Genomic DNA, 22,086 nt, shown 5'->3' on the forward strand with positions numbered 1-22,086 from the left:
TGAAACGGTCTACGAGGCCTCGAAACGGTCTACGAGGCCTCGAACGCGAACCGCGCGAGCGGCGCCTCCTGCTCGAAGAACGTCTTCGCGCGGGTCAGGGCCTCGGTGTCGTTCAGTACGTCACCGGGCTTGCTGCCGTTGCCGAGCAGCACTCCGCCGAACCGCATCTTCATGTACGCGGCCGAGTTGTTGAGCGTGCCGATCAGCGGGTCGGCGACCACGGGCTCGCGGTCGGCGAGCGCGGTGACGCCCCAGATCGTCCGCCCGGCCATCGTCGCCTTGAAGTCGATGCCCGGGGTGCGCAGCCAGCCGGACCAGTAGTCGAGGTAGCGCTTGGTGTGGGCGGACACCGAGTACCAGTACAGCGGGGACGCGATCACGATGTCCGTCGCCGCGATCGTGGCGTCGAACAGCAGTCCGAGGTTCCCGTCCGTCGGCCGGACGAGGTCGCTGTCGTGCCGCAGGTCCTCGAAGTCCGGCAGCGGGTGTGCCGCGAGGTCGATCCACTGCTGCTCGACGTCGTCGGGCAGCTGCTCGGCGGCCCGGCGGGCCAACAGCTCGGTGTTGCCGTCGGCGCGGCTGCTGCCCAGCACGAACAGGAAGCGGCGGGTCATGGAAATCCCCCAGATGGTCGGCGTACGACAATAACTCGCATGTGCATTATATGCGTCCGCAAGTAATTCGCCAAGGGGCCCTGTTCATGGGGCCGCCGGCGTGAGTTCCTGGAACGAGGCTGTGACGCCCCGGTGACGTGTGCAGCGGGCACGCCCGGAGAGACTCGGGGGTAGGTGTTGTCAGCGAGTGAGGAACCGATGACCCGACTCAGCCGAGCCAAGAAGCGGGAACAGCAGCAGGCCGGGGCGCCGATCGACGTCCGCGTCCCCGCGACGGGTCCCGGCGCGGGCAGCGCCTCGGTCGACGGCGAACCGGTCGTGCCGGCGCCGGGCCAGGAGGTCCAGCAGGCCGTTCTCAACCACCTCCACCGCCTCGCCCTCGCCACCGGCCGGCCCGTCCTGGCCACCGTCCACGACGAGCGCGTCGGGTACGCCGTCCCGCTCCAGGTGAACCCGGACGGTTCCAGCGAGCTGACGGGGGAGCCGACACAGGAAGGCGCCATACCGGACACGCCCACCCATCTGCTGCGGCCGGTACGGAAGGCCGCCCCCGGTACGGTCGCGCCGCCCACCGGGGAGTTCGGCCCGCCCGCCGGGGAGTTCGGCCCGCCGCCCCCGATGGCCGCCCGACCGCACCCGGAGCCGGTCCTCGACCCGGTGTTCGGCGTGGACCCCAAGCCGATCCTCGCCCCGGCCCCCAAGCCGATCCTCGACCCGGTGCTCGACCCGGCCCTCGACCCGGACCCCAAGCCGACCCCGCCCCGCGGCTTCGACGCCGTGGCCGAGGCCGTGCTCGGCGACGAGCCGCCCGCCGGCGGCGCCGCCCTCCTCGCCGAACCGATGGCCCGGATCAACGAGGCCGTGCGCGAGGGGCTGACCCAGCAGGCGGCGCAGCTGGCCGAACAGACCGTGGCGCAGGCCTCGCGGACGCTGGGCCCGGAGCACCCCGAGGTCCTGCGGCTGCGCGAACTCACCGCCTACATCGCCTACTTGGCGGGCGACCCGGTGCACGCCCTCGCGCTCTCCCTCGACCTGGCCCGCATCCACCGCCGCGCCCGGGACGGCGAGGCCGCCTACGGCAACGTCCTGAGCGCGGCGACCGCCTGGCGCGCCGTACGCGACCCCGAGCAGGGGCTGCGCCTGGGCCGCGAACTGATCGACCTGTGGACCGCCCTCACGACGGACGGCGGCCCGGCGGCGGAGGAGAGGGAGCGGCTGGAGTCGGCGCACGCACGCATGCGCCGACTCGCGGGGCGCGTACGGGAGTCGGGGAACTAGTCCGACAACTCCCAGACCGCGTAGGCGACGGCGTCACTGTTCCGGTCCAGCGCCGTGTCGTTGATGTTGGCCGTCGTGTCGCACGACGAGTGGTAGCAGCGGTCGAACGCCACGCCCGCCGTACCGCCCCACTTCGCCGCCTGCGCGGCGCTCTTCGTGCGGCTCGCGCCGGTGAACAGGCCGCCGACCGGGATGCCCGCGCTCTTGAAGGGCGCGTGGTCGGAGCGGCCGTCGCCCTCGGTCTCGATCTCCGTCGGGACGCCGAGGCCGGTGAAGTAGGTCTGGAAGGTCTTCTCGATCGCCGGGTCGTCGTCGTAGACGAAGTAGCCGGGGTTCGGTGAGCCGATCATGTCGAAGTTCAGGTAGCCGCTGATCCGGGCGCGGTTGGCGGAGGAGAGGCTGTTGACGTAGTACCGGGAGCCGACGAGCCCCAGCTCCTCGGCGCCCCACCAGGCGAACCGCAGGTGCTTGGCGGGCTGGAGGCCGGACCGGGAGACGGCGAGCGCGGTCTCCAGTACGGCCGCCGAGCCGGAGCCGTTGTCGTTGATGCCGGCGCCGGAGCTCACGCTGTCGAGGTGCGAGCCCGCCATGAGCACTTGGTTGGTGTCGCCGCCGGGCCAGTCGGCGATCAGGTTGTAGCCGGTGCGGCCGGAAGCGGTGAACTGCTGGATCGTGGTGGTGAATCCGGCGGCGTCGAGCTTGGCCTTCACATAGTCGAGCGAGGCCCGGTAACCGGCCCGGCCGTGCGCCCGGTTGCCGCCGTTGGCGGTGGCGATGGACTGGAGCTGGGTCAGATGGGCCTTGACGCTTGCCACGGGGATGTCGGGGGCGGCGGCCACCGCGGGCGCGGGTGCCGCCCCGGCTATGGAACCGCCGGCCAGGAGGGAGACGGCCGCGACGACAGCGGCGGCCGTCGCCCGCCCGGAGACGGAGAGCTTCGTGAGCTTCATGTGGGGGGCTCCGAATTCCCTTGGGAATCACAGGGATTCCACCGTGAATGGGGTGCCTGGATGGTGAAGCTGAGGCTGATTCTCCGTCAAGAGTGATAATGGGACACGGAGTTCACATGCCGGAGCGGGTTACTGCACGCAGAACTCGTTCCCCTCCGGATCCGCCATCACCACCCATGCCCCGCTCGGCTCCGACACCCGCCGCACCACGCTCGCCCCGAGCCCCTCCAGCCGCTCGACCTCGGCGTCACGCTGCCCTTCGGGCGCGTGCAGATCCACATGAACCCGGTTCTTGACGGTCTTCGGCTCGGGAACACGCTGGAACAGCAGCCGCCTCCCGAGCCCGGTTCCGGTCTCCTCCTCGTACGGGTCCTGCGGATGCCGTACGGCGATCAGGTCCCGGAAGGCCGGGCGGCCGTGGAAGTCGACGGTGGCCTCGGCGGGCAGTGCGCCGAGCTTCAGCAGCCGCTCGACGAGCGCGCTGTTGTCCTCGGCCAGATAGTGCAGGGCGGCGGCCCAGAAGTCGGCCTGCCGGTGCGGGTCGGCGGCGTCGATGACGAGTTTCCAGTGCAGTGGAGCGGGTGTCTCGGTCATGTAACCACTTATAGTGGTTACATGACCGAGCGTGCAACGGAAACGCCGGGACGCCTCCCCGGTCTGACGCTGATCTCGTACGAGGGCAAGCCGTACCGCTTCGACCCGGGCGCCCTGTGTCTTGAGCTGCTGACGACGGGCGGCCCGGGCGCCTTCGCGCGCTACGAGGTGCTGCACACGCCCGCGGACCTGGTGGTGTGGGCCGACCGCAGCCGTCTGCCGGGCGGCCTCGAACTTGCCGTATCCGAAGCGGAGCTGGCGCGGGTCCGCACCTTCCGCGACGCCTTCTTCCGGCTCGCCGCCGACCGGGCGCACGGGCGGCCGGCGCGGGCGGAGCTCGTGGACGCGGTCAACGCGCCCGCGGCCGAGCCCTCGCTCGTCTCCCGCCTCACCCCCGAGGGCGCGCGCGCCTGGGCGCCGGGCGCCACCGGCACCCAGCTGCTGTCGACCGTCGCCCGCGACGCGATCGCCCTGTTCAGCGGCCCGTACGCCGACCGCATCCGCGAGTGCGGCGCCCACGACTGCTATCTGCTGTTCGTCGACACCTCACGCCCGGGGCGCAGACGCTGGTGCGCGATGGAGCACTGCGGAAACCGGGAGAAGGTCAGGGCGCACCGGAAGCGGCAGCAGGGCTAGTCTCCCGCGCGTCGTACGCCTCCCGCGCCGCCGCGATCTCCTGCTGGTGCTTCTCGGTCCAGGTCACCAGTGACTGGATCGTGGCGTGCAACGTGCCGCCGAGCGCCGTGAGTTCGTACTCCACGCGCGGTGGCACCACCGGATGGACGGTCCGCTTCACCAGCCCGTCGCGCTCCAGCTGACGCAGGGTCACGGTCAGCATGCGCTGGCTGACGCCGTCGATCTCCCGGCGCAGCTCGGTGAAGCGCAGGCGCCGGTTCTCCAGCAGGGCGATGACGAGCAGCGACCACTTGTCGGCCACCCTGTCCAGGATCTGCCGAACCTGGCAGTCTTCCCGGGTGTCCCACTGGAAGGGGTCGGCGTCGCCGTAGTCCACGGTGCTCGCGCAGGTACTCGGTGACTTTGAAGTGCCTTCTTCCATGTCTGTCGATGCTGCCGCAGGGTGGGGGTGGTTACAAGAGGGAACTGACCCTCAGTCGCGTAACCAACCCACCTATTTCTGGAGTGTGGTCATGGGCACCCGCGCCTGGGCGCTGCTCTTAGTCCTCAGCGGAACGATCTTCCTGGAGGGCATCGACATCGCCATGATGGCCGTCGCCATCCCGACCGTCCGGGCCGACCTGGACCTGTCCACCGGCAGCGCGTCGTGGGTGATGAGCGCCTACGTCCTCGGTTACGCCGGCTTCACCCTGCTCGGCGGCCGCGCGGCCGACCTGCTGGGCCGGCGCCGGATGTTCCTGCTCTGGCTGACGGTCTTCCTGGGCTTCTCCGGACTCGGCGGCTTCGCCACGAACGGCTGGATGCTGATCCTCGCCCGCTTCGTCACCGGCGTCGCGGCGGCCTTCATGACCCCGGCCGCGCTCTCCCTGATCACGACGTCGTACGAGGAGGGTCCGCAGCGCAACAAGGCCCTGCTGGTCTTCGCCGGTACGGCGGCCGGAGGCTTCTCCTTCGGCCTGGTGGCCGGCGGACTGCTCACCCAACTCGGCTGGCGGTGGGTGTTCTTCGCGCCGGTACTGCTGGCCGCCGCCCTGCTGGTGGCCGCCGTGCGTCTGGTCCCGCGACAGGACGGTCCGCGTGCACGCGGGCGCGGCTTCGACCTGCCCGGCGCGATCACCGCCGCCGGCGCGATGCTGCTGGCCGCCTACACCGTCGTACGCCTCGAACACGGCCTGGACGACTGGCCGCTCACCGTGGCGGCGGCCCTCGCGGCGCTGCTGCTCGGCGCCGCCTTCGTGATTGTGGAGCGCCGCACCGCCGACCCGCTGGTCCGGCTCGGCATCCTGCGCACGGGCTCGGTCGTCCGTGCCGACCTCGGCGCCCTGCTGTTCGTCGGCGCCTTCTTCGGCTTCCAGTTCGTGGTGACGCTCTACCTCCAGGAACTGCGCGGCTGGTCGTCCCTGCAGACCTCGATCGCCCTGATCATCATGGGCTGCGACGCGATCCTGGCCCCGACGCTCACCCCGAGACTGGTCACCCGCTACGGCAACGCGCGCGTGATCGTCGGCGGCTTCCTGCTGGCGGTCGTCGCCTACGGGCTGTTCCTGCCGGTGGGCATGGACTGGCCGTACCTGGCCATGCTGCCGACGCTGGTCGTCGCGGGCACGGCGTTCGCGCTGGCGTACGGGCCGCTGACCATCGCGGCCACGGACGGGGTCGCCGAGGAGGAGCAGGGGCTGGCGAGCGGGCTGCTGCACACCTCGTCGCAGTTCGGCTCGGCGATCGGGATCTCGGCGGTGACGGCCGTCTACGGCCTGGCGTCCACCGGGTCGGACCCCGAGGACACGCTGTCCGCGTTCCGTACGGCGCTGGTGGTGCCCGTCGTCATGGTGGCGCTGGGCGTGCTGGTCTCGTCCCTGAGCGCGCGGGCGGCCCTGCGCGCGGAGCGCCAGGCGTCGGCGGTCAGCAGCGACAACGCCAGCCAGACCAGCGCGAACCCGGCCCAGCGCTCGGCGGGCATGGCCTCACGGAAGTAGACGACACCGATCAGGAACTGGAAGACGGGCGCCAGGTACTGCAGCAGCCCCAGCGTGGACAGCGGCACGCGGATCGCCGCCGCGCCGAAGCAGACCAGCGGGAGCGCGGTGACGACGCCGGTGGCCGCGAGAAGCACGGTGTGCCCGGGGCCCTCGGTCGTGAAGGTGGAGTCGCCCTGGGCGGTCAGCCACACCAGATAGCCGACCGCGGGCAGGAACTGGATGGCGGTCTCGGCGGCCAGCGACTCGATGCCGCCGAGGTTGAGCTTCTTCTTCACCAGGCCGTAGGTGGCGAAGGAGAAGGCGAGGACGAGGGAGATCCACGGGGGGCGGCCGTAGCCGACGGTGAGGACCACGACCGCCGCGAAACCGACCCCGACCGCCGCCCACTGCACGGGCCGCAGCCGCTCCTTCAGGAGCAGTACGCCCATGGCGATGGTGACCAGCGGGTTGATGAAGTAGCCGAGCGAGGCCTCCACGACCCGGTCGTTGTTCACGGACCAGATGTAGACGCCCCAGTTGACGGCGATGAAGGCCGCGGCGACCGCGACGAGCGCGAGACGGCGGGGCTGGCGCAGCAGTTCACCGGCCCACTTCCAGCGGCGCAGGGCGAGCAGCGCCACGGCGACGACGACGAGGGTCCACGCCATCCGGTGGGCGAGGACCTCGAACGGCTCGGCGGGCTTCAGCAGCGGGAAATAGAGGGGGAACAGTCCCCACATCCCGTAAGCCGCGAAGCCGTTCAGCAGTCCTATGCGCCGCTCACCCTTCGGCTTCCCGCTCACGGGCCCTCCCTCTCGTCGTGCGTGCCTGCACGAAGGTAGCGCCCATCGGCCCGGCTGTCATGTGCGTATCGGAATACGGTCATGACAGCCGGGCTGCACCGGGATGCTCAGCCCTTGAGCGCGGCCTGCTCAGCCCTTGAGTGCGGCCTGCTCAGCCCTTGAGCGCCGCCGCGATCGACTCGGAGATCGGGGTGGCCGGGCGGCCGATCAGCCGGGACAGGTCGCCGGAGGTGAGGAGCAGCTCGCCCTTCTCCACGGAGGCCTCGACACCGGCGATGACCGCGGCGACCGGGGCGGGCAGCCCCGCGCCGGCCAGGATCTCGGTGAAGGCCTCGACGGACACGGAGTTGTAGACGATCTCCTTGCCGGTCTGCCTGCTGATCTCGGCCGCGTACTCGGCGAAGCCCCAGGGCTCGTCGCCGCCCAGCTCGTACGTCCGGTTCTCGTGGCCCTCGCCGGTCAGTACGGCTACGGCGGCGGCCGCGAAGTCGGCGCGCGAGGCGGAGGAGATCCGGCCGTCGCCGGAGGCCTGGACGACGGCGCCGTGCTCCAGGGCGACGGCGAGGTTCTCGGTGTAGTTCTCGTTGTACCAGCCGTTGCGCAGCAGGACGTAGGGCACACCGGAGGCGGTGAGCGCCTCCTCGGTGGCGCGGTGGTCGTCGGCGAGCGCGGCGGTGAGGGTGCCGGGGGCGCTGGTGTAGGCGAGGAGCGCAACGCCGGCGGCCTTGGCGGCGTCGATGACGACCTGGTGCTGGCCGGCGCGGCCCTTGTGGAACTCGTTGCCGGAGATCAGCAGCACCTTGTCGCCCTCGGAGAAGAGGGTGTCGAAGGTCTCCGGGCTGTTGTAGTCGGCGACGGCGAGCTTGACGCCCTTGGCCGCGAAGTCGGCGGCCTTCTCCGGGGTGCGGACGACGGCGGTGATCTGCTCGGCGGGAACCTTGGCCAGCAGCTGCTCGATGACGTGGCGGCCGAGGTGTCCGGTGGCGCCGGTGACGACGATGCTCATGATCTGCGATCTCCTTGTGGGGTGCGGATGTCACTAACCCTAGGAGGTGCGCTAACTGTTCGAAAGTACCCACTTTGAAGTAAGGTACTGGCATGGCAGTAAGTAACGGAGGCTCCGACGCCGAGGCGATGTGCCCGCACCGCATGGTCCTGGAGCACGTCACCAGCCGCTGGGGCGTCCTGGTCCTCATCCAGCTACTGGACCGCTCCCACCGCTTCAGCGAACTGCGCCGCGCGATCGGAGCGCTCGGCGGCCGGGGCGTCAGCGAGAAGATGCTGACCCAGACCCTGCAGACCCTGGAGCGGGACGGCTTGGTGCACAGAGACGCCAAGCCGGTGATCCCGCCCCGGGTCGACTACTCCCTGACAGAGCTGGGCCAGGAGGCGGCGGAGCAGGTGCGGGGGCTGGCGCTGTGGTCGGAGAAGCGGATGGAGGACGTCGTGGGGGCGCGGGAGGCGTACGACGCGCGGAAGAGAGACTCCTGACCATCCCCGAGGTGTGGTGACGAGAAGGACGAGGGCCCGGGTGCGTGGAATCGCACCCGGGCCCACTGCGTGCCGGTCGGGGTTTCAGCCGACCACTGTCCAGGTGTCCCCACCCGCCAGCAGCGCCCCCAGGTCACCCTTCCCGTTCTGCTCGATCGCCGTGTCCAGCTGGTCGGCCATCTGGGTGTCGTAGACCGGACGTTCGGTGCTGCGGAACACGCCGATCGGGGTGTGGTGCAGGGTGTCCGGGTCAGCCAGGCGGGACAGGGCGAAGGCCGTGGTCGGGGACGCGGAGTGGGCGTCGTGGACCAGGACGTCCGCCTCGTTGTCCGGGGTCACGGTGACCACCTTCAGGTCGCCCGTCCGGGCGTCCCGTACGACGCCGCGCGCGCCGTCCGCGCCGAAGCGGATCGGCTGCCCGTGCTCCAGGCGGATCACCGCCTCCTCGGCCTGCTGCCTGTCCTTGAGAACCTCGAAGGCGCCGTCGTTGAAGATGTTGCAGTTCTGGTAGATCTCGATCAGTGCCGTGCCCTGGTGGGCGGAGGCCTGGCGCAGGACCTCGGTGAGGTGCTTGCGGTCGGAGTCCACGGTGCGGGCCACGAAGGACGCCTCCGCGCCGATCGCCAGAGACACCGGGTTGAAGGGCGCGTCCAGCGAGCCCATCGGGGTCGACTTGGTGATCTTGCCGACCTCGGAGGTAGGGCTGTACTGGCCCTTCGTGAGGCCGTAGATCCGGTTGTTGAACAGCAGGATCTTGAGGTTGACGTTGCGGCGCAGGGCGTGGATCAGGTGGTTGCCGCCGATGGAGAGCGCGTCGCCGTCGCCCGTCACCACCCAGACGCTCAGGTCCCGCCTGCTGGTGGCGAGGCCGGTCGCGATGGCCGGTGCCCGGCCGTGGATGGAGTGCATCCCGTAGGTGTTCATGTAGTACGGGAACCGGGACGAGCAGCCGATGCCGGAGACGAAGACGATGTTCTCCCTGGCCAGGCCGAGTTCGGGCATGAAGCCCTGGACCGCCGCGAGGATCGCGTAGTCGCCGCAACCGGGGCACCAGCGCACTTCCTGATCGGACTTGAAGTCCTTCATGGACTGGCGGGCCTCGGCCTTGGGGACGAGCGAGAGCGCCTCGATCGTGCCCGTGCCTTCCCTGGACGTCTCAGCCATCGATGGCCTCCTTGAGAGCCGTGGCGAGCTGCTCAGCCTTGAACGGCATGCCATTGACCTGGTTGTACGAGTGGGCGTCTACCAGGTACTTCGCCCGGATCAGCGTGGCGAGCTGGCCGAGGTTCATCTCGGGGATCACCACCTTGTCGTAACGCCGCAGCACCTCTCCCAGATTGCGCGGGAAGGGGTTCAGGTGCCGCAGATGCGCCTGCGCGATCTCCTGCCCGGCCCTGCGCAGCCGCCGCACCGCCGCCGTGATCGGGCCGTACGTCGAGCCCCAGCCCAGCACCAGCGTCTGTGCGCCGTGCGGGTCGTCGACCTCCAGGTCGGGCACCTCGATGCCGTCGATCTTCGCCTGGCGGGTGCGGACCATGAAGTCGTGGTTGGCGGGGGCGTAGGAGATGTTGCCCGAGCCGTCCTCCTTCTCGATGCCGCCGATCCGGTGCTCCAGGCCCGGTGTGCCGGGGATCGCCCAGGGGCGGGCCAGGGTCTGCGGATCGCGTTTGTACGGCCAGAAGACCTCGGTACCGTCCTCCAGGGTGTGGTTCGGGCCCTGCGCGAACTGCACACGCAGGTCGGGGAGTTCGTCCACCTCCGGGATGCGCCACGGCTCGCTGCCGTTGGCCAGGTAGCCGTCCGAGAGCAGCATCACCGGGGTGCGGTAGGTAAGGGCGATCCGGGCCGCTTCCAGCGCCGCGGTGAAGCAGTCGGCGGGCGTGCACGGGGCCACGATCGGCACCGGGGCCTCGCCGTTGCGGCCGAACATCGCCTGCAGCAGATCCGCCTGCTCGGTCTTGGTGGGCAGGCCCGTGGACGGGCCGCCGCGCTGGATGTCGACGATCAGCAGCGGCAGCTCCAGGGAGACGGCCAGACCGATCGTCTCCGACTTCAGCGCCACACCGGGACCGCTCGTCGTGGTCACCGCCAGCGACCCGCCGAACGCCGCGCCCAGCGCCGCGCCGATGCCCGCGATCTCGTCCTCGGCCTGGAAGGTCCGCACGCCGAAGTTCTTGTGCTTGCTGAGCTCGTGCAGGATGTCGGACGCCGGAGTGATCGGGTACGAGCCCAGATACAGCGGCAGGTCCGCCTGCCGGGACGCGGCGACCAGTCCGTAGGACAGGGCGAGGTTGCCGGAGATGTTCCGGTAGGTGCCGACCGGGAAGGCCGTCGCCGCCGGGGCGATCTCGTAGGAGACCGCGAAGTCCTCCGTCGTCTCGCCGAAGTTCCAGCCCGCCCGGAACGCCGTGATGTTCGCCTCCGCGATCTGCGGCTTCTTGGCGAACTTCGACCTCAGGAACTTCTCCGTGCCCTCGGTGGGCCGGTGGTACATCCACGACAGCAGGCCCAGCGCGAACATGTTCTTGCTGCGCTCGGCCTCCTTGCGGGACAGGTCGAACTCCTTGAGCGCCTCCACCGTCAGCGTCGTCAGCGGCACCGGGTGGAGGTGGTAGCCGTCCAGCGAGCCGTCCTCCAGCGGAGAGCTCTCGTAGCCGACCTTCTGCATCGCCCGCTTGGTGAACTCGTCGGTGTTGACGATGATCTCCGCGCCGCGCGGCAGGTCCCCGACGTTGGCCTTCAGGGCGGCCGGGTTCATCGCGACCAGCACGTTCGGCGCGTCGCCCGGGGTCAGGATGTCGTGGTCGGCGAAGTGCAGCTGGAAGGAGGACACGCCCGGCAGGGTGCCGGCGGGCGCACGGATCTCGGCGGGGAAGTTCGGCAGCGTCGAGAGGTCGTTGCCGAAGGACGCCGTTTCCGAGGTGAACCGGTCACCGGTGAGCTGCATACCGTCACCGGAGTCCCCCGCGAACCGAATGATCACCCGGTCCAGTCGGCGCACATCCTTCGCCGCCGCCGGTTTGCGCTGCTCTCCCAGTACTGCTTCGTCGGCCTGCTCCGCTGGGCTACTGACCTGGCTGGTCACTGAACTGGACCTCCTTCGAGGCGGCTGTCGGGTACAGGCCTTCCCGCAGGCCCTCCCGAAATCAACCCTACGTCCGTAAAGGTCGCCATCCCCGGGCCATTCACATCACGGACACGGTTTTGAGACGGTTCGCCACCCTGACTTGTCATGATTTACACGCCCCCCGGCGCTTCTTTTGAAGACGCTCCCCGCTCGTTGTGTGGTTCTCGGGCGTTTCCGGGCCCGGTGTCGGACATCGCGCCTGGCTGACACGGTGTCAGGTGATCAGGAGTTCAGATAGGTGAGGACCGCGAGAACCCTTCGGTGATCCCCGTCACTCGGGGACAGCCCCAGCTTCAGGAAGATATTGCTGACGTGCTTCTCCACGGCTCCGTCGCTCACCACCAGCTGTCGGGCGATCGCGGAGTTGGTCCGCCCCTCGGCCATGAGCCCCAGGACCTCGCGCTCCCGCGGGGTGAGTCCCGCGAGCACGTCCTGCTTGCGGCTGCGCCCGAGCAGCTGCGCGACCACCTCCGGATCCAGGGCCGTACCCCCCTGGGCCACCCGCACCACCGCGTCCACGAACTCACGCACCTCGGCTACCCGGTCCTTGAGCAGATAGCCGACGCCGTGGCTGGAACCGGCCAGCAGTTCGGTGGCGTAGCGCTCCTCCACGTACTGTGACAACACGAGCACGCCGAGTCCCGGATGCGCCTTGCGCAGCTGTACGGCGGCGCGGACCCCTTCGTCGGTGTGCGTCGGGGGCATGCGTACGTCGGCGACCACGACGTCCGGCAGCGTGCCCTGTGCGTCCAGCTCCGTGATGGTCTTTATCAGCGCCTCGCCGTCGCCGACGCCGGCGACGACCTCGTGCCCGCGGTCGGTCAGCAGCCGGGTCAGGCCCTCCCTGAGCAGCACTGAATCCTCGGCGATGACCACCCGCACCCTGTCCTCCACGACCTTCGGCCCCCCGAGCCTGTTGCGTCCGGCCGGACGTTCCCCGGCCGCGTCCCACGGCTCCTCAGTATTCCGCGATCCGCGCCCGCGCACCGGGCCTGTGGACAACCCGGCCTGCCGTGTTCCGGTCATGCGGCGGGGGAGGGGCCGATTCCGGCCGCGGATGCGTGCACACGCGTGTGCGTCCGCCTTCGGGCCCCGGGGCCTCGAAGACGGACGCTGCGATGCGGGCGGCTACACGGCCCGCCAAGGGAGCTCGGCCGTGATCCGCGTCGGCCCGCCCACCGGCGAGTCCACCACCAGGATCCCGTCCACCGCGTCCAGCCGTTCGGCCAGACCCGCCAGGCCCGAACCGGCGGAGGCGTCCGCGCCGCCGACGCCGTTGTCCACGACCTGGAGCATCAGCCGGTTCTCCACCCGCCAGACGTCCACGCCCGCCCAGGTGGCCCGGGCGTGCTTGCTGATGTTCTGCAGCAGCTCCGAGACCGTGAAGTACGCGATCCCCTCGATCGCCGGCACCGGCCGCTCGGTCAGGTCCACCTGCACCTCGACCGGCACCGTGCACCGCGAGGCCACCGCCGACAGCGCCGCGTCGAGACCGCGGTCGGTCAGCACCGCCGGATGGATCCCGCGGGCCAGGTCGCGCAGCTCCTGAAGCGCCGTCTTCACCTCGCCGTGGGCCTCGTCCACCATGCGAGCCGCCGCCTGCGGATCCTCCGCCAGCTTCTCCTTCGCCAGCCCCAGATCCATGGCCAACGCCACCAGCCGGGCCTGCGCCCCGTCGTGCAGATCCCGCTCGATGCGCCGCAGGTCGGCCGCGGCCGTGTCGACCACGACCCCGCGGTCCGACTCCAGCTCCACCACCCGCGTCGCCAGCCGCGACGGCCCGAGCAGCCCGTGCACCATCAGCCGGTCCACCATCGTCAGCGCCCGCACGATCCAGGGCGTGGCCAGCGTGAACAGCAGCCCCACCAGCGCGGTCACGGTGATCTCGAACGGGTTGTCGAGATAGATGCGGTGCGTCTCGTCGCCGTAGAGCTGGAGGCCGTCCTGGCCGCCGTAGAGGGGGAAGAGCCAGAACCACAGGGGGTACGTCAGCAGCGTCCAGCCCAGGGCCCAGAAGTTCACGGCGACGACGAACGAGAACGTCGCCCACGGCAGGTGCAGCACCGCGTACAGCAGGGACCGCCAAGAGACGCCGCTCTTCAGTACGGCGCCCATCCAGGCCATGAAGCCCTGCCTGCGCATCCGCAGCGGCTCCGGGTCGGCGACATCCAGATCCAGCATCCCGCGCGCGCGGGCCCGCTCCAGCGCCCCGAAGCCGCGACAGCCCGCCAAACCCGCCGCCAGCACCGGAATGCCGAGGAACGTCACCAGCAGGCCCGCCCCCAGCGACACCATGGTGACCGCGTACGTGAAGAGCAGGATGCTGATCGGCAGGCTCAGCAGGACGTAGCCCAACTCCCGCCAGTGCCGGGCCTCGAACGGTGCCCGCAGTCCGGCGGGCAGCCGGTGCCGTCGCTCACTCTCGGGGAAACCGAGCCCGTACCCCTGCCCGTACTCCGTGGCCATCGGCGTCGTCCGTTTCTGCTCGCGGTTTTCTGAGTCACCCCAAGACTCCTGCGTCGCAGGTCCGCGAGCCATGGAGTCCGTCGGCGTCTTGGAAGGGGGGTTTTCCCTACCCCTCCGAGGCGGCCCGGTCGCGCCAGGGCAGTTCCGCGGTGACCGTCGTCGGGCCGCCCTGCGGGGAGTCGATGACGAACAGGCCGTCGACGGCGCCCAGCCGGTCGGCGAGGCCGCGCATCCCCGTACCGCCGTCCAGGCGCGCGCCGCCGCGGCCGTCGTCCCACACCTGGATGAGCAGCCGGTCCTTCGACCGCCACACCTCCACCGACGCCGAACGCGCCGCACTGTGCTTGCTGATGTTCTGCAGCAGCTCCGAGACGGTGAAGTAGGCGATGCCCTCGATGGCCGCGGCCGGCCGCGCCACCAGGTCGACCGTCACCTTCACCGGCACCGTGCAGCGCGAGGCGACCGAGGAGAGGGCGGCGTCCAGGCCGCGGTCGGTCAGCACGGCCGGGTGGATGCCCCGGGCGAGATCCCGCAGCTCCTGGAGCGCGAGCTTGACCTCGCCGTGCGCCTCCTCGACCATCGCGGCGGCGTACTCCGGGTCCTCAAGGAGCTTCTCCTTGGCCAGGCCCAGGCCCATGGCCAGCGCCACCAGCCGGGCCTGCGCGCCGTCGTGCAGATCGCGCTCGATGCGCCGCAGGTCGGCCGCGGCCGTGTCGACCACGACCCCCCGGTCGGACTCCAGCTCGGCGATACGTTGCTCCAGCTCGTCCGAGGGCGACAGCAGCCCGCGCACCATCGCCCGGTCCGCGTTGGCCAGACCCCGTGCGATGAACGGCAGCACCGGCCACAGCACGAACAGCGAGGTCAGCGTTATCGTGAAGGTGAGGATGCCCCAGGGCAGCCTGATGAAGTCGTACAGGACCGTGCGCCAGCCCACCGGGTCCTTCAGCATCAGCCACAGCTGCGCGAAGAAGCCGTTGCGGCTGCCGCGCAGCCTCAGCGGGCTCGGCTCGTCCACCTGCACCCCGAGCAGCCCGCGCGCCCGCGCCCGCTCCAGCTTTCCCAGCTGCCGGGCGCCCACCAGCCCGACCGCCAGCAACGGGAAACCGATCACCGTCACCGTCAGCCCGGCCCCGGCGAACAGCACCGTCACGACGTAGACGAAGCCGAACAACGCCGTCGGCAGGTTCGCCAGAAGATGCGCGATCTCCTTCCAGGTGTGCCGGTCGTAGGCGAAACGGGCCGGCGGGAGCCGGTCGCCGTCTGCTGCCGCGCGGGCCTGCTCGGCGCGGTTCGAGGACGGGAGACGTTCGGTCATATGGGCTAGCGTGCCGTTCGACGCGCGCTCGCGCCATGAGGCGGACCGCCAGGATCTGCTGGGGAAAACCCCACCTCGGCATCCCAAGCAGTGACAGGCTGCTTACGCTCGCTTTAGCAGGGCCTAGACTCCCGTGCGTACAGATCGTCGAACGGCAGTGTTCACAGAGGTCACAGAGGTCAGGGAGCGAGGGGCGGACCGTGCCGGAACCGACCGTCGTCGCGGCGGATTACTTCGAGTCCTACTCGGTCGTCGGACTGCTCGCCGCTGTCGGCGTGCTGTTCGTCGCCGTCGCCTTCGGAGCCGGGCGCCTGCTGCGCCCCGTGGTCCCCACACCCGAGAAGCTCCTGACGTACGAGTGCGGAGTCGACCCCGTCGGCGAGGGCTGGGCCCACACCCAGGTCCGCTACTACGTCTACGCCTTCCTCTACGTCATCTTCGCCGTCGACTCGATCTTCCTGTTCCCCTGGGCGACGGTCTTCGCCGCCCCCGGCTACGGCGCCACCACGCTCGTCGAGATGTTCATCTTCCTGGGCTTCCTGGCAGTCGGTCTGCTGTACGCATACAAGAAGGGCGTCCTGGCATGGACGTGACCCCCGCCGAGCCCGTCCCGCTGCCCGAGCCGAAGCGGCTGGGCGCGCTCGCCCGCCTCGCGCCCGAACCGATGAAGGTGATCCTGAACTGGGGTCGCCGCTACTCGCTCTGGGTCTTCAACTTCGGCCTCGCCTGCTGCGCGATCGAGTTCATCGCCGCGTCGATGGCCCGCCACGACTTCATCCGCCTCGGCGTGATCCCGTTCGCGCCGGGCCCCCGCCAGGCCGACCTGATGGTCGTCTCCGGCACGGTCACCGACAAGATGGCGCCCGCCGTGAAGCGCCTGTACGAGCAGATGCCCGAGCCGAAGTACGTCATCTCCTTCGGCGCCTGCTCCAACTGCGGCGGCCCGTACTGGGACTCCTACTCCGTCACCAAGGGCGTCGACCAGATCATCCCGGTCGACGTGTACGTGCCCGGTTGCCCGCCCCGCCCCGAGGCGCTGCTCCAGGGCATCCTCAAGCTCCAGGAGAAGATCGCCCGGGAGTCGCTCGGGGAGCGGTACGGGACGGTGCGTCCGTCGGCCGCCGCCCTGCAGAGCGGCCTGGTCAAGCCGCCGGCCGCCGAGTCCGAAGGGGGCGCCCGATGACCGCGGTCGGCTGGCTGCCCGCGGACGCTGCGGAGCTGTTCGGTACGGAGGCCACGGCGGAGGAGTCCTACGAGCTCCTCACCGTCGACGTACCGCCGGCGTCCTGGATCGCGGCGCTGGAGACGGCACGCGACCGGCTGGGCTGCACCTACTTCGACTGGCTGAGCGCCGTGGACGAGCCCGGCACCGGTTTCCGCGTCGCCGCGCACGTGGTCGCGCTGGCACCCGTGCGGCGGCTCCTGGTGCGCACGACGGTGCCGCACGACGCGCCGGTACTGGCATCCGCCGTCACGGTCTACGCGGGCGCCGCCTGGCACGAGCGCGAGACCCACGAAATGTTCGGCGTCACCTTCGAGGGCCACCCCGCCCTGGACCACCTCCTCCTCCCGGAGACCTTCGAGGGCCACCCTCTGCGCAAGGACTTCGTCCTGGCTGCCCGCGTCGCCAAGGCCTGGCCCGGCGCGAAGGAACCGGGCGAGTCCGAACACGGCGGGCCCAAGCGCCGCCAGATGCTGCCGCCGGGTGTCCCGGATCCGAACGAGTGGGGCCCGATGAAGGGCCAGCTTCCGCCCGCACCTGCCCGACCGGCACGGGGGGCGGGGCGCGCGGCGGGGGAGCGGCCGGTTCGTGGTGCGGGTGCGGGTGCCGGTGCTGCTGCTGGGGCCGGTGCGCGTGCGGGTGCGGGTGCTGCTGGGGATCGTCCTGTGCGGCGGACCCGTACGGCGTCGGAAGGGTCGGCGAGCCAGCAGGCGGGCGCGGCACCGGCGGCGGAGGGTGCGCCCCCGGCGTCCCCCACGCGTCGCTCCCGCAGCGTGAGTGAGGGTTCCGCGTCGCAGCGCACGGAGACGCAGCCCCCGGCACCGGAGGAAACGGCGCCGGAGCAGGCCAAGGCCCCGCGCAGCGCGGACGCGCCTTGGCACCACGCCCGGCCGGCCTTCGACGAGCCTGCTTCGGAGGGCTCGGAGGGCTCGGAGCAGCCGAAGGAGCCGACGCCGGAGGAGCCGAAGGAAGCGGCGCCGGAGGCCGAGGCGCCCGTGTCCGGCAAGGCCCCCGAAGCCAAGCCCAACCCCACTCCCGAACCCACCCCAGACCCCGAGACGCCCCCCGAGGACCCCGCAGGAGGCCCGCAGTGAACGACGCGCTCGACGTCACCCTGCGACTCCTCGTCGTCTTCGTCGTCTTCCTCACCTTCCCCCTCCTGATCGGCCAGACCGAGCACAAGGTGATGGCCCACATGCAGGGCCGCCTCGGCCCGATGTACGCCGGCGGCTTCCACGGCTGGGCCCAGCTCGTCGCCGACGGCGTGAAGTTCGCGCAGAAGGAAGACGTCGTCCCCGCGGGCGCGGACCGCCGTATCTTCCAGCTCGCCCCCGCCGTCGCCCTCCTGCCGTACCTCCTCGTCCTGCTCGCCATCCCGATCGGCCCCAGCGAGGGCGCCGTCGGCGAGGTCATCGACGCGGGCATCTTCTTCGTCCTGGCCGTCATGGGCGTCGGAGTCCTCGGCTCCCTCATGGCCGGCTGGGCCTCCGCCAACAAGTTCTCCCTCCTCGGCGGCCTGCGCACCGCCGCCCAGCTCCTCGCCTACGAACTCCCGATGCTGCTCGCCGCCGCCTCCGTCGCCATGGCGGCCGGCACGGTCTCCCTGCCCGGCATCCTCGACGCGTTCGAGTGGTGGTGGCTGCCGTGGCAGATCGTCGGCGCGATCGTCTTCTTCGTCGCCGGACTGGCTGAGCTCCAGCGGCCCCCCTTCGACATGCCGGTCGCCGACTCGGAGATCATCTTCGGCGCGTACACCGAGTACACCGGCCTGCGCTTCGCCCTTTTCCTCCTCGCCGAGTACGCCGGAATCGTCGTCCTGTGCGGCCTGACCACCGTCCTCTTCCTGGGCGGGTGGCACGGTCCCTGGGGCGCCGACGGCCTCGGCTGGGTCTGGACCCTGCTGAAGACGGCCGTGCTCGCCTTCGTCGTGATCTGGCTGCGCGTGACCTACCCCCGCCTGCGCGAGGACCAGCTCCAGAAGCTGTCCTGGACCCTCCTCGTCCCCCTCTCCCTCGCTCAGATCGCCCTCACCGGCGTCGTCAAGGTGGTGATCAACTAACCATGGCCCCCGTACCTGGCAGCGGCCTCGCCAAGGGCCTGGCCGTCACCCTCCGCACGATGACGCGCAAGTCGGTCACCGAGCAGTACCCGGACGTCCAGCCCGACCTCCCGCCCCGCACCCGTGGCGTGATCGGCCTGTTCGAGGAGAACTGCACGGTCTGCATGCTCTGCGCCCGTGAGTGCCCGGACTGGTGCATCTACATCGACTCCCACAAGGAGACGGTCCCGGCGACGACCCCCGGCGGACGCGAGCGCAGCCGCAACGTCCTCGACCGCTTCGCCATCGACTTCTCCCTGTGCATGTACTGCGGTATCTGCATCGAGGCCTGTCCTTTCGACGCCCTGTTCTGGTCCCCGGAGTTCGAGTACGCCGAGACCGACATCCGCGAACTCACCCACGAGCGCGACAAGCTGCGCGAGTGGATGTGGACGGTCCCGGCCCCGCCGGCCCTCGACCCCGCCGCGGAGGAACCCAAGGAACTCGCCGCGGCCCGCAAGACCGCCGAGAAGCTCGCCGCCACGCAGGCCGAACCGGGGGAGGGCGAGTCGTGAGCCCCGCCTCCACCGCGCTGACCACGACGGCAGCCGAAACGCACGGCTTCCTCTCCCCGACCGGCGTCGAGATCGCCTTTCTCCTCGTCGGTCTGGTCACCTTCGGCGCGGCCCTGATCACCGTCACCACCCGGCAGCTGGTGCACGCCGCCCTGTGGCTGGTGGTGGCCCTCGGCGGCATCGCCGTCGAGTACCTCCTGCTCACCGCCGAGTTCATCGCCTGGGTACAGGTGCTGATCTACGTGGGCTCCGTGGTCGTCCTCCTTCTCTTCGGTCTGATGCTCACGCGGGCCCCCATCGGCCGCTCCCCGGACGCCGACTCCGGCAACCGCTGGGTCGCCCTCGCCGTGGCCGTCGTCGCGGCCGGGGCACTGATCTGGGTCGTCGTCGATGCCTTCCGCACGACCTGGATCGACCTCGACGGCGCCCCCGCCGGCTCCACCGAGGTCACCGGCAAGGCCCTCTTCCAGAACTGGGTCCTCCCCTTCGAGGCCCTGTCCGTCCTCCTCCTCGCCGCCCTGGTCGGCGCGATCGTCCTGTCCCGCAAGGCGAAGGCCGACGCCACGCCCGCCCGCGGAACGAACGGCGGGGGAGCCGCCAAGGCCGACAAGGAAGGCGCCCGCTGATGCATCTCGCCTATCCCGCCGTCCTCTCCGCCCTCCTCTTCTGCACGGGCCTGTACGGCGTCCTCGCCCGCCGCAACGCGATCCTGGTCCTGATGTCGGTCGAGCTGATGCTCAACGCCGTCAACCTCAACCTGGTCGCCTTCGACGTCTGGCTCAGCCGGACCGCCGAGGAGACCCTGCACTCCGGCCAGGCCCTGACCCTGTTCACCATCGCCATCGCCGCCGCCGAGATCGGCATCGGCCTGGCGATCGTCCTCGCCGTCTACCGCAACCGCGGCACCTCGGACATCGACAAGCTCCGCGACACCGCCGAAGGCCACGAGCCCGCCGAGGGCCACGGGTCCGACACCCCCGCGACCGAGACGGGCGCCGAGAAGGCTGAGGCCACCGCGTGACCACGACCACCCTCGCCGTCCTCGTCCCCCTCCTTCCGTTCCTGGGCGCCGCCGCCGGCCTGCTGCTGGGCCGCACGGCCCCCGGCTTCGTCCGCCCGCTCGCCGTCCTGCCGACGCTCACCTCCCTCGTGCTCGCGGTGCTGGTCGCCGTGGACCAGGGCGGCGAACGCGCCGTGAACGCCGCCACCGAGCTCACCCCCACCGGCTCGGTCCCGATCGAGCTCGCCCTGCACATCGACGGTTTCGCGGCCCTCGTCGCCGTCCTGGTCGGCCTCGTCGCCACCTGCGTGCAGATCTACTCGACCGGCTACCTCCGCGACGACCCGCGCTACCCGTCGTACGCCGCGCTCGTCTCCCTGTTCACCTCCGCGATGCTGCTCGTCGTCTACTCCGGCGACCTGATGGTGCTGCTGGTCGGCTGGGAGATCATGGGCATCTGCTCGTACTTCCTGGTCGGCCACTACTGGGAGACCCCGGAGGCCCGCGCCGCCTCCCTCAAGGCCTTCCTGGTGACCAAGCTCGGTGACGTCCCCTTCCTGATCGGTCTGTTCGCGCTGGCCACCGACGCCGGCTCGTTCCGCATCACGCAGATCCTCGGCACCGTCGCGAGCGGCGGCCTCGACCACCCGACGCTCGTCGCGCTGCTGCTCCTCGCGGGCGTGGCCGGCAAGTCGGCGCAGTTCCCGCTGCACACCTGGCTCCCCGACGCGATGGCGGGCCCCACACCCGTCTCCGCGCTGATCCACGCCGCGACGATGGTCGCCGCCGGTGTCTACTTCGTCGCACGTCTCCTCCCGGTCTTCGAGGCCTCCCAGGCCGCGATGGTCGTCCTCGCCGTCATGGCCGCCGTGACGATGGCCGGCTCGGCGCTCGCCGCGCTCGCCCAGGACGACATCAAGCGCGTGCTCGCCTACTCGACGATCGGCCAGCTCGGCTACATGACCGGCGCCCTCGCCGTCGGCGACCGCGGAGCCGCCGTCTTCCACCTCCTGTCCCACGGCGCCTTCAAGGCGCTGCTGTTCCTCGCGGCCGGCGTGATCATCCATGCCGCCGGCACTAATTCACTGGCCGCCATGTCCCGCATGCGGAACCTGCGCAGCCGCGTCCCGGACGCCTACTGGACGATGACCGTGGCGCTCCTCGCGCTCGCCGCGATCCCGCCGTTCAGCGGCTTCTTCTCCAAGGAGTCCGTCCTCGGCGCCGCCGAGCACGTCTCCACCGGCCACACCGAGCACGCCCCCGGCGCCGCGGGCTGGATCGTCCTCGTCGCCGCCCTGCTCACGGCCCTGCTCACCGCCGCCTACGCGATGCGCCTGTGGCTGCTGGCCTTCCGCGGCCACGGCGCCGAGGCCCCGGACCACGGCAGGCAGCCGCTCACCATGACCGTCGTGCTGTGGGTGCTGGCCGTGCCGTCCCTCGCCTTCGGCGCCTTCGCCTACGGGACGCTGCCCGACTGGTTCGACGGACAGGACCTCGCCCCGACGCTCACCACCTCGGTCCTGGGCACGGGCGTCGCCCTGGTCGGCGGCATCGTCACCTACGCGGCCTGGCGGCACACCACCACGCTCGCGGCCCGCGTCCCTCTGGGTGCGGTCGCGGCCCACCCGGAGGGCGACGCCGGACTGGTCGAGGCCGAGGCCATCGCCAGCCACGCGCCCGCGTACGGAGACGTGGCCTCGGCGCACGATCCGGCCGACCCGGGCCGCCTCCTGCTCGGCCCGCTGCACCGCCACGCGGCCGTCGGCTTCCACCTGGACGCCGTGTACACGGCCCTCTTCGTCCGCCCGGTCCAGGCCGGAGCGAGTCTCGTCAGGTTCCTCGACCGCGAGGTCGTCGACACCTACGTACGCGGCGCGGGCGCCCTACCTCGCTGGCTCGGCATCGCCGTACGGCGCGCCCAGACCGGCAATGTGCAGACCTATGTGAGCGCGCTGCTCGCCGGCACCGTCGTCCTGGCGGTCGCCGCCGTCCTCGTCGCCACGGGAGCGTGAGCAG

22 protein-coding genes and 1 pseudogene are annotated in these 22,086 nt (G+C 70.8%); 12 read left to right on the forward strand and 11 right to left on the reverse strand.

Annotated features, from left to right (window positions below):
* Positions 1-29 precede the first annotated feature (29 nt).
* The gene (locus AB0Q90_RS22935) at positions 30-614 is read right to left on the reverse strand and encodes an NAD(P)H-dependent oxidoreductase (RefSeq protein ID WP_363159253.1); all 585 of its coding nucleotides are present in this window, start codon (positions 612-614) and stop codon (positions 30-32) included.
* 198 nt (positions 615-812) lie between these two features.
* On the opposite strand from AB0Q90_RS22935, the gene AB0Q90_RS22940 reads away from it, so the two are divergent.
* Positions 813-1,892 carry a tetratricopeptide repeat protein gene (locus AB0Q90_RS22940; RefSeq protein WP_363159252.1) on the forward strand — a complete coding sequence of 360 codons (1,080 nt, stop codon included), beginning with the start codon at positions 813-815 and terminating at the stop codon, positions 1,890-1,892.
* Here AB0Q90_RS22940 and AB0Q90_RS22945 read toward each other — a convergent pair.
* On the reverse strand, positions 1,889-2,842 hold the full coding sequence (locus AB0Q90_RS22945) for a M28 family metallopeptidase (RefSeq protein WP_363159251.1): 954 nt from the start codon (positions 2,840-2,842) through the stop codon (positions 1,889-1,891). The genes AB0Q90_RS22940 and AB0Q90_RS22945 overlap by 4 nt on opposite strands.
* A gap of 129 nt (positions 2,843-2,971) precedes the next feature.
* Positions 2,972-3,436 (reverse strand): VOC family protein, encoded by a 465-nt coding sequence (locus AB0Q90_RS22950; RefSeq protein ID WP_363159250.1) that lies wholly within the window; start codon positions 3,434-3,436, stop codon positions 2,972-2,974.
* A 21-nt stretch (positions 3,437-3,457) separates the two neighbouring features.
* Between AB0Q90_RS22950 and AB0Q90_RS22955 the strand changes: the two genes are divergently transcribed.
* Positions 3,458-4,072: a CGNR zinc finger domain-containing protein gene (locus AB0Q90_RS22955; RefSeq protein ID WP_363159249.1), complete on the forward strand. Its 615-nt coding sequence runs from the start codon at positions 3,458-3,460 to the stop codon at positions 4,070-4,072.
* On the opposite strand, the gene AB0Q90_RS22960 is transcribed toward AB0Q90_RS22955, so the two are convergent.
* Positions 4,041-4,493, reverse strand: a complete 453-nt coding sequence (locus AB0Q90_RS22960) for a helix-turn-helix domain-containing protein (RefSeq protein WP_363159248.1) — start codon at positions 4,491-4,493, stop codon at positions 4,041-4,043. The genes AB0Q90_RS22955 and AB0Q90_RS22960 overlap by 32 nt on opposite strands.
* 91 nt (positions 4,494-4,584) lie before the next feature.
* Between AB0Q90_RS22960 and AB0Q90_RS22965 the strand changes: the two are divergent.
* Positions 4,585-5,925: pseudogene (locus AB0Q90_RS22965) on the forward strand (MFS transporter); the annotation flags it as partial.
* On the opposite strand, the gene rarD reads toward AB0Q90_RS22965, so the two are convergent.
* Together rarD and AB0Q90_RS22975 are read right to left on the reverse strand one after the other, a co-directional pair.
* Positions 5,820-6,833: an EamA family transporter RarD gene (gene rarD / locus AB0Q90_RS22970; protein ID WP_363159247.1), complete on the reverse strand. Its 1,014-nt coding sequence runs from the start codon at positions 6,831-6,833 to the stop codon at positions 5,820-5,822. The pseudogene AB0Q90_RS22965 and the gene rarD sit on opposite strands and share 106 nt — an antisense overlap.
* 151 nt (positions 6,834-6,984) lie before the next feature.
* Positions 6,985-7,839: an SDR family oxidoreductase gene (locus tag AB0Q90_RS22975; RefSeq protein WP_363159246.1), complete on the reverse strand. Its 855-nt coding sequence runs from the start codon at positions 7,837-7,839 to the stop codon at positions 6,985-6,987.
* Between the two features lie 92 nt (positions 7,840-7,931).
* Here AB0Q90_RS22975 and AB0Q90_RS22980 point away from each other — a divergent pair, with 92 nt between their 5' ends.
* A complete protein-coding gene (locus tag AB0Q90_RS22980; protein ID WP_363159245.1) occupies positions 7,932-8,324 on the forward strand; it encodes a helix-turn-helix domain-containing protein in 393 nt (130 codons plus the stop codon).
* 84 nt (positions 8,325-8,408) lie between these two features.
* On the opposite strand, the gene AB0Q90_RS22985 is transcribed toward AB0Q90_RS22980, so the two are convergent.
* The 5 genes from AB0Q90_RS22985 to AB0Q90_RS23005 form a co-directional block, all read right to left on the reverse strand.
* Entirely contained in the window at positions 8,409-9,488 is a 1,080-nt protein-coding gene (locus AB0Q90_RS22985) for a 2-oxoacid:ferredoxin oxidoreductase subunit beta (RefSeq protein ID WP_363159244.1), read from the reverse strand.
* Entirely contained in the window at positions 9,481-11,409 is a 1,929-nt protein-coding gene (locus tag AB0Q90_RS22990) for a 2-oxoacid:acceptor oxidoreductase subunit alpha (RefSeq protein ID WP_363159243.1), read from the reverse strand. The genes AB0Q90_RS22985 and AB0Q90_RS22990 overlap by 8 nt, the downstream gene beginning before the upstream one ends.
* Positions 11,410-11,673: 264 nt before the next feature.
* Positions 11,674-12,333 carry a response regulator transcription factor gene (locus AB0Q90_RS22995; RefSeq protein ID WP_363159438.1) on the reverse strand — a complete coding sequence of 220 codons (660 nt, stop codon included), beginning with the start codon at positions 12,331-12,333 and terminating at the stop codon, positions 11,674-11,676.
* Between the two features lie 246 nt (positions 12,334-12,579).
* Positions 12,580-13,917, reverse strand: a complete 1,338-nt coding sequence (locus AB0Q90_RS23000) for a sensor domain-containing protein (protein ID WP_363159242.1) — start codon at positions 13,915-13,917, stop codon at positions 12,580-12,582.
* Between the two features lie 106 nt (positions 13,918-14,023).
* Positions 14,024-15,235, reverse strand: coding sequence for a sensor domain-containing protein (locus tag AB0Q90_RS23005; protein ID WP_363159241.1), 1,212 nt, complete (start codon positions 15,233-15,235; stop codon positions 14,024-14,026).
* A 200-nt stretch (positions 15,236-15,435) separates the two neighbouring features.
* Here AB0Q90_RS23005 and AB0Q90_RS23010 point away from each other — a divergent pair, with 200 nt between their 5' ends.
* From AB0Q90_RS23010 to AB0Q90_RS23045, 8 genes are read left to right on the forward strand one after another with little or no spacing between them, the layout of a single operon-like run.
* The gene (locus tag AB0Q90_RS23010; protein ID WP_363159240.1) at positions 15,436-15,828 is read left to right on the forward strand and encodes an NADH-quinone oxidoreductase subunit A; all 393 of its coding nucleotides are present in this window, start codon (positions 15,436-15,438) and stop codon (positions 15,826-15,828) included.
* On the forward strand, positions 15,819-16,418 hold the full coding sequence (locus AB0Q90_RS23015; RefSeq protein ID WP_363159239.1) for an NADH-quinone oxidoreductase subunit B family protein: 600 nt from the start codon (positions 15,819-15,821) through the stop codon (positions 16,416-16,418). Before AB0Q90_RS23010 ends, AB0Q90_RS23015 begins: the two co-directional genes overlap by 10 nt.
* Positions 16,415-17,551, forward strand: coding sequence for an NADH-quinone oxidoreductase subunit C (locus AB0Q90_RS23020; protein WP_363159238.1), 1,137 nt, complete (start codon positions 16,415-16,417; stop codon positions 17,549-17,551). The genes AB0Q90_RS23015 and AB0Q90_RS23020 overlap by 4 nt, the downstream gene beginning before the upstream one ends.
* Positions 17,548-18,516, forward strand: a complete 969-nt coding sequence (locus AB0Q90_RS23025; protein ID WP_363159237.1) for a complex I subunit 1 family protein — start codon at positions 17,548-17,550, stop codon at positions 18,514-18,516. The genes AB0Q90_RS23020 and AB0Q90_RS23025 overlap by 4 nt, the downstream gene beginning before the upstream one ends.
* Positions 18,517-18,518: 2 nt before the next feature.
* The gene (locus AB0Q90_RS23030; RefSeq protein WP_363159236.1) at positions 18,519-19,070 is read left to right on the forward strand and encodes an NADH-quinone oxidoreductase subunit I; all 552 of its coding nucleotides are present in this window, start codon (positions 18,519-18,521) and stop codon (positions 19,068-19,070) included.
* Positions 19,067-19,696 carry an NADH-quinone oxidoreductase subunit J gene (locus tag AB0Q90_RS23035; protein ID WP_363159235.1) on the forward strand — a complete coding sequence of 210 codons (630 nt, stop codon included), beginning with the start codon at positions 19,067-19,069 and terminating at the stop codon, positions 19,694-19,696. The genes AB0Q90_RS23030 and AB0Q90_RS23035 overlap by 4 nt, the downstream gene beginning before the upstream one ends.
* A complete protein-coding gene (gene nuoK / locus AB0Q90_RS23040; protein ID WP_363159234.1) occupies positions 19,696-20,091 on the forward strand; it encodes an NADH-quinone oxidoreductase subunit NuoK in 396 nt (131 codons plus the stop codon). Before AB0Q90_RS23035 ends, nuoK begins: the two co-directional genes overlap by 1 nt.
* On the forward strand, positions 20,088-22,082 hold the full coding sequence (locus AB0Q90_RS23045) for an NADH-quinone oxidoreductase subunit L (RefSeq protein ID WP_363159233.1): 1,995 nt from the start codon (positions 20,088-20,090) through the stop codon (positions 22,080-22,082). The genes nuoK and AB0Q90_RS23045 overlap by 4 nt, the downstream gene beginning before the upstream one ends.
* Positions 22,083-22,086 lie beyond the last annotated feature (4 nt).

Origin of the sequence: Streptomyces sp. NPDC079141 (assembly GCF_040686775.1) — a bacterium.
Lineage (GTDB): Bacteria > Actinomycetota > Actinomycetes > Streptomycetales > Streptomycetaceae > Streptomyces.

Excerpts from the sequence above, each read along its gene's own strand:
- AB0Q90_RS23005 (WP_363159241.1), bottom strand. The coding sequence starts at position 15,235 with ATGACCGAACGTCTCCCGTCCTCGAACCGCGCCGAGCAGGCCCGCGCG.
- AB0Q90_RS22945 (WP_363159251.1), bottom strand. The coding sequence starts at position 2,842 with ATGAAGCTCACGAAGCTCTCCGTCTCCGGGCGGGCGACGGCCGCCGCT.
- AB0Q90_RS23000 (WP_363159242.1), bottom strand. The coding sequence starts at position 13,917 with ATGGCCACGGAGTACGGGCAGGGGTACGGGCTCGGTTTCCCCGAGAGT.
- AB0Q90_RS22955 (WP_363159249.1), top strand. The coding sequence starts at position 3,458 with ATGACCGAGCGTGCAACGGAAACGCCGGGACGCCTCCCCGGTCTGACG.
- AB0Q90_RS22940 (WP_363159252.1), top strand. The coding sequence starts at position 813 with ATGACCCGACTCAGCCGAGCCAAGAAGCGGGAACAGCAGCAGGCCGGG.
- AB0Q90_RS22980 (WP_363159245.1), top strand. The coding sequence starts at position 7,932 with ATGGCAGTAAGTAACGGAGGCTCCGACGCCGAGGCGATGTGCCCGCAC.
- AB0Q90_RS22975 (WP_363159246.1), bottom strand. The coding sequence starts at position 7,839 with ATGAGCATCGTCGTCACCGGCGCCACCGGACACCTCGGCCGCCACGTC.
- AB0Q90_RS22960 (WP_363159248.1), bottom strand. The coding sequence starts at position 4,493 with ATGGAAGAAGGCACTTCAAAGTCACCGAGTACCTGCGCGAGCACCGTG.
- AB0Q90_RS23015 (WP_363159239.1), top strand. The coding sequence starts at position 15,819 with ATGGACGTGACCCCCGCCGAGCCCGTCCCGCTGCCCGAGCCGAAGCGG.
- AB0Q90_RS22985 (WP_363159244.1), bottom strand. The coding sequence starts at position 9,488 with ATGGCTGAGACGTCCAGGGAAGGCACGGGCACGATCGAGGCGCTCTCG.
- AB0Q90_RS23030 (WP_363159236.1), top strand. The coding sequence starts at position 18,519 with ATGGCCCCCGTACCTGGCAGCGGCCTCGCCAAGGGCCTGGCCGTCACC.
- nuoK (WP_363159234.1), top strand. The coding sequence starts at position 19,696 with ATGCATCTCGCCTATCCCGCCGTCCTCTCCGCCCTCCTCTTCTGCACG.
- AB0Q90_RS22935 (WP_363159253.1), bottom strand. The coding sequence starts at position 614 with ATGACCCGCCGCTTCCTGTTCGTGCTGGGCAGCAGCCGCGCCGACGGC.
- AB0Q90_RS23020 (WP_363159238.1), top strand. The coding sequence starts at position 16,415 with ATGACCGCGGTCGGCTGGCTGCCCGCGGACGCTGCGGAGCTGTTCGGT.
- AB0Q90_RS22950 (WP_363159250.1), bottom strand. The coding sequence starts at position 3,436 with ATGACCGAGACACCCGCTCCACTGCACTGGAAACTCGTCATCGACGCC.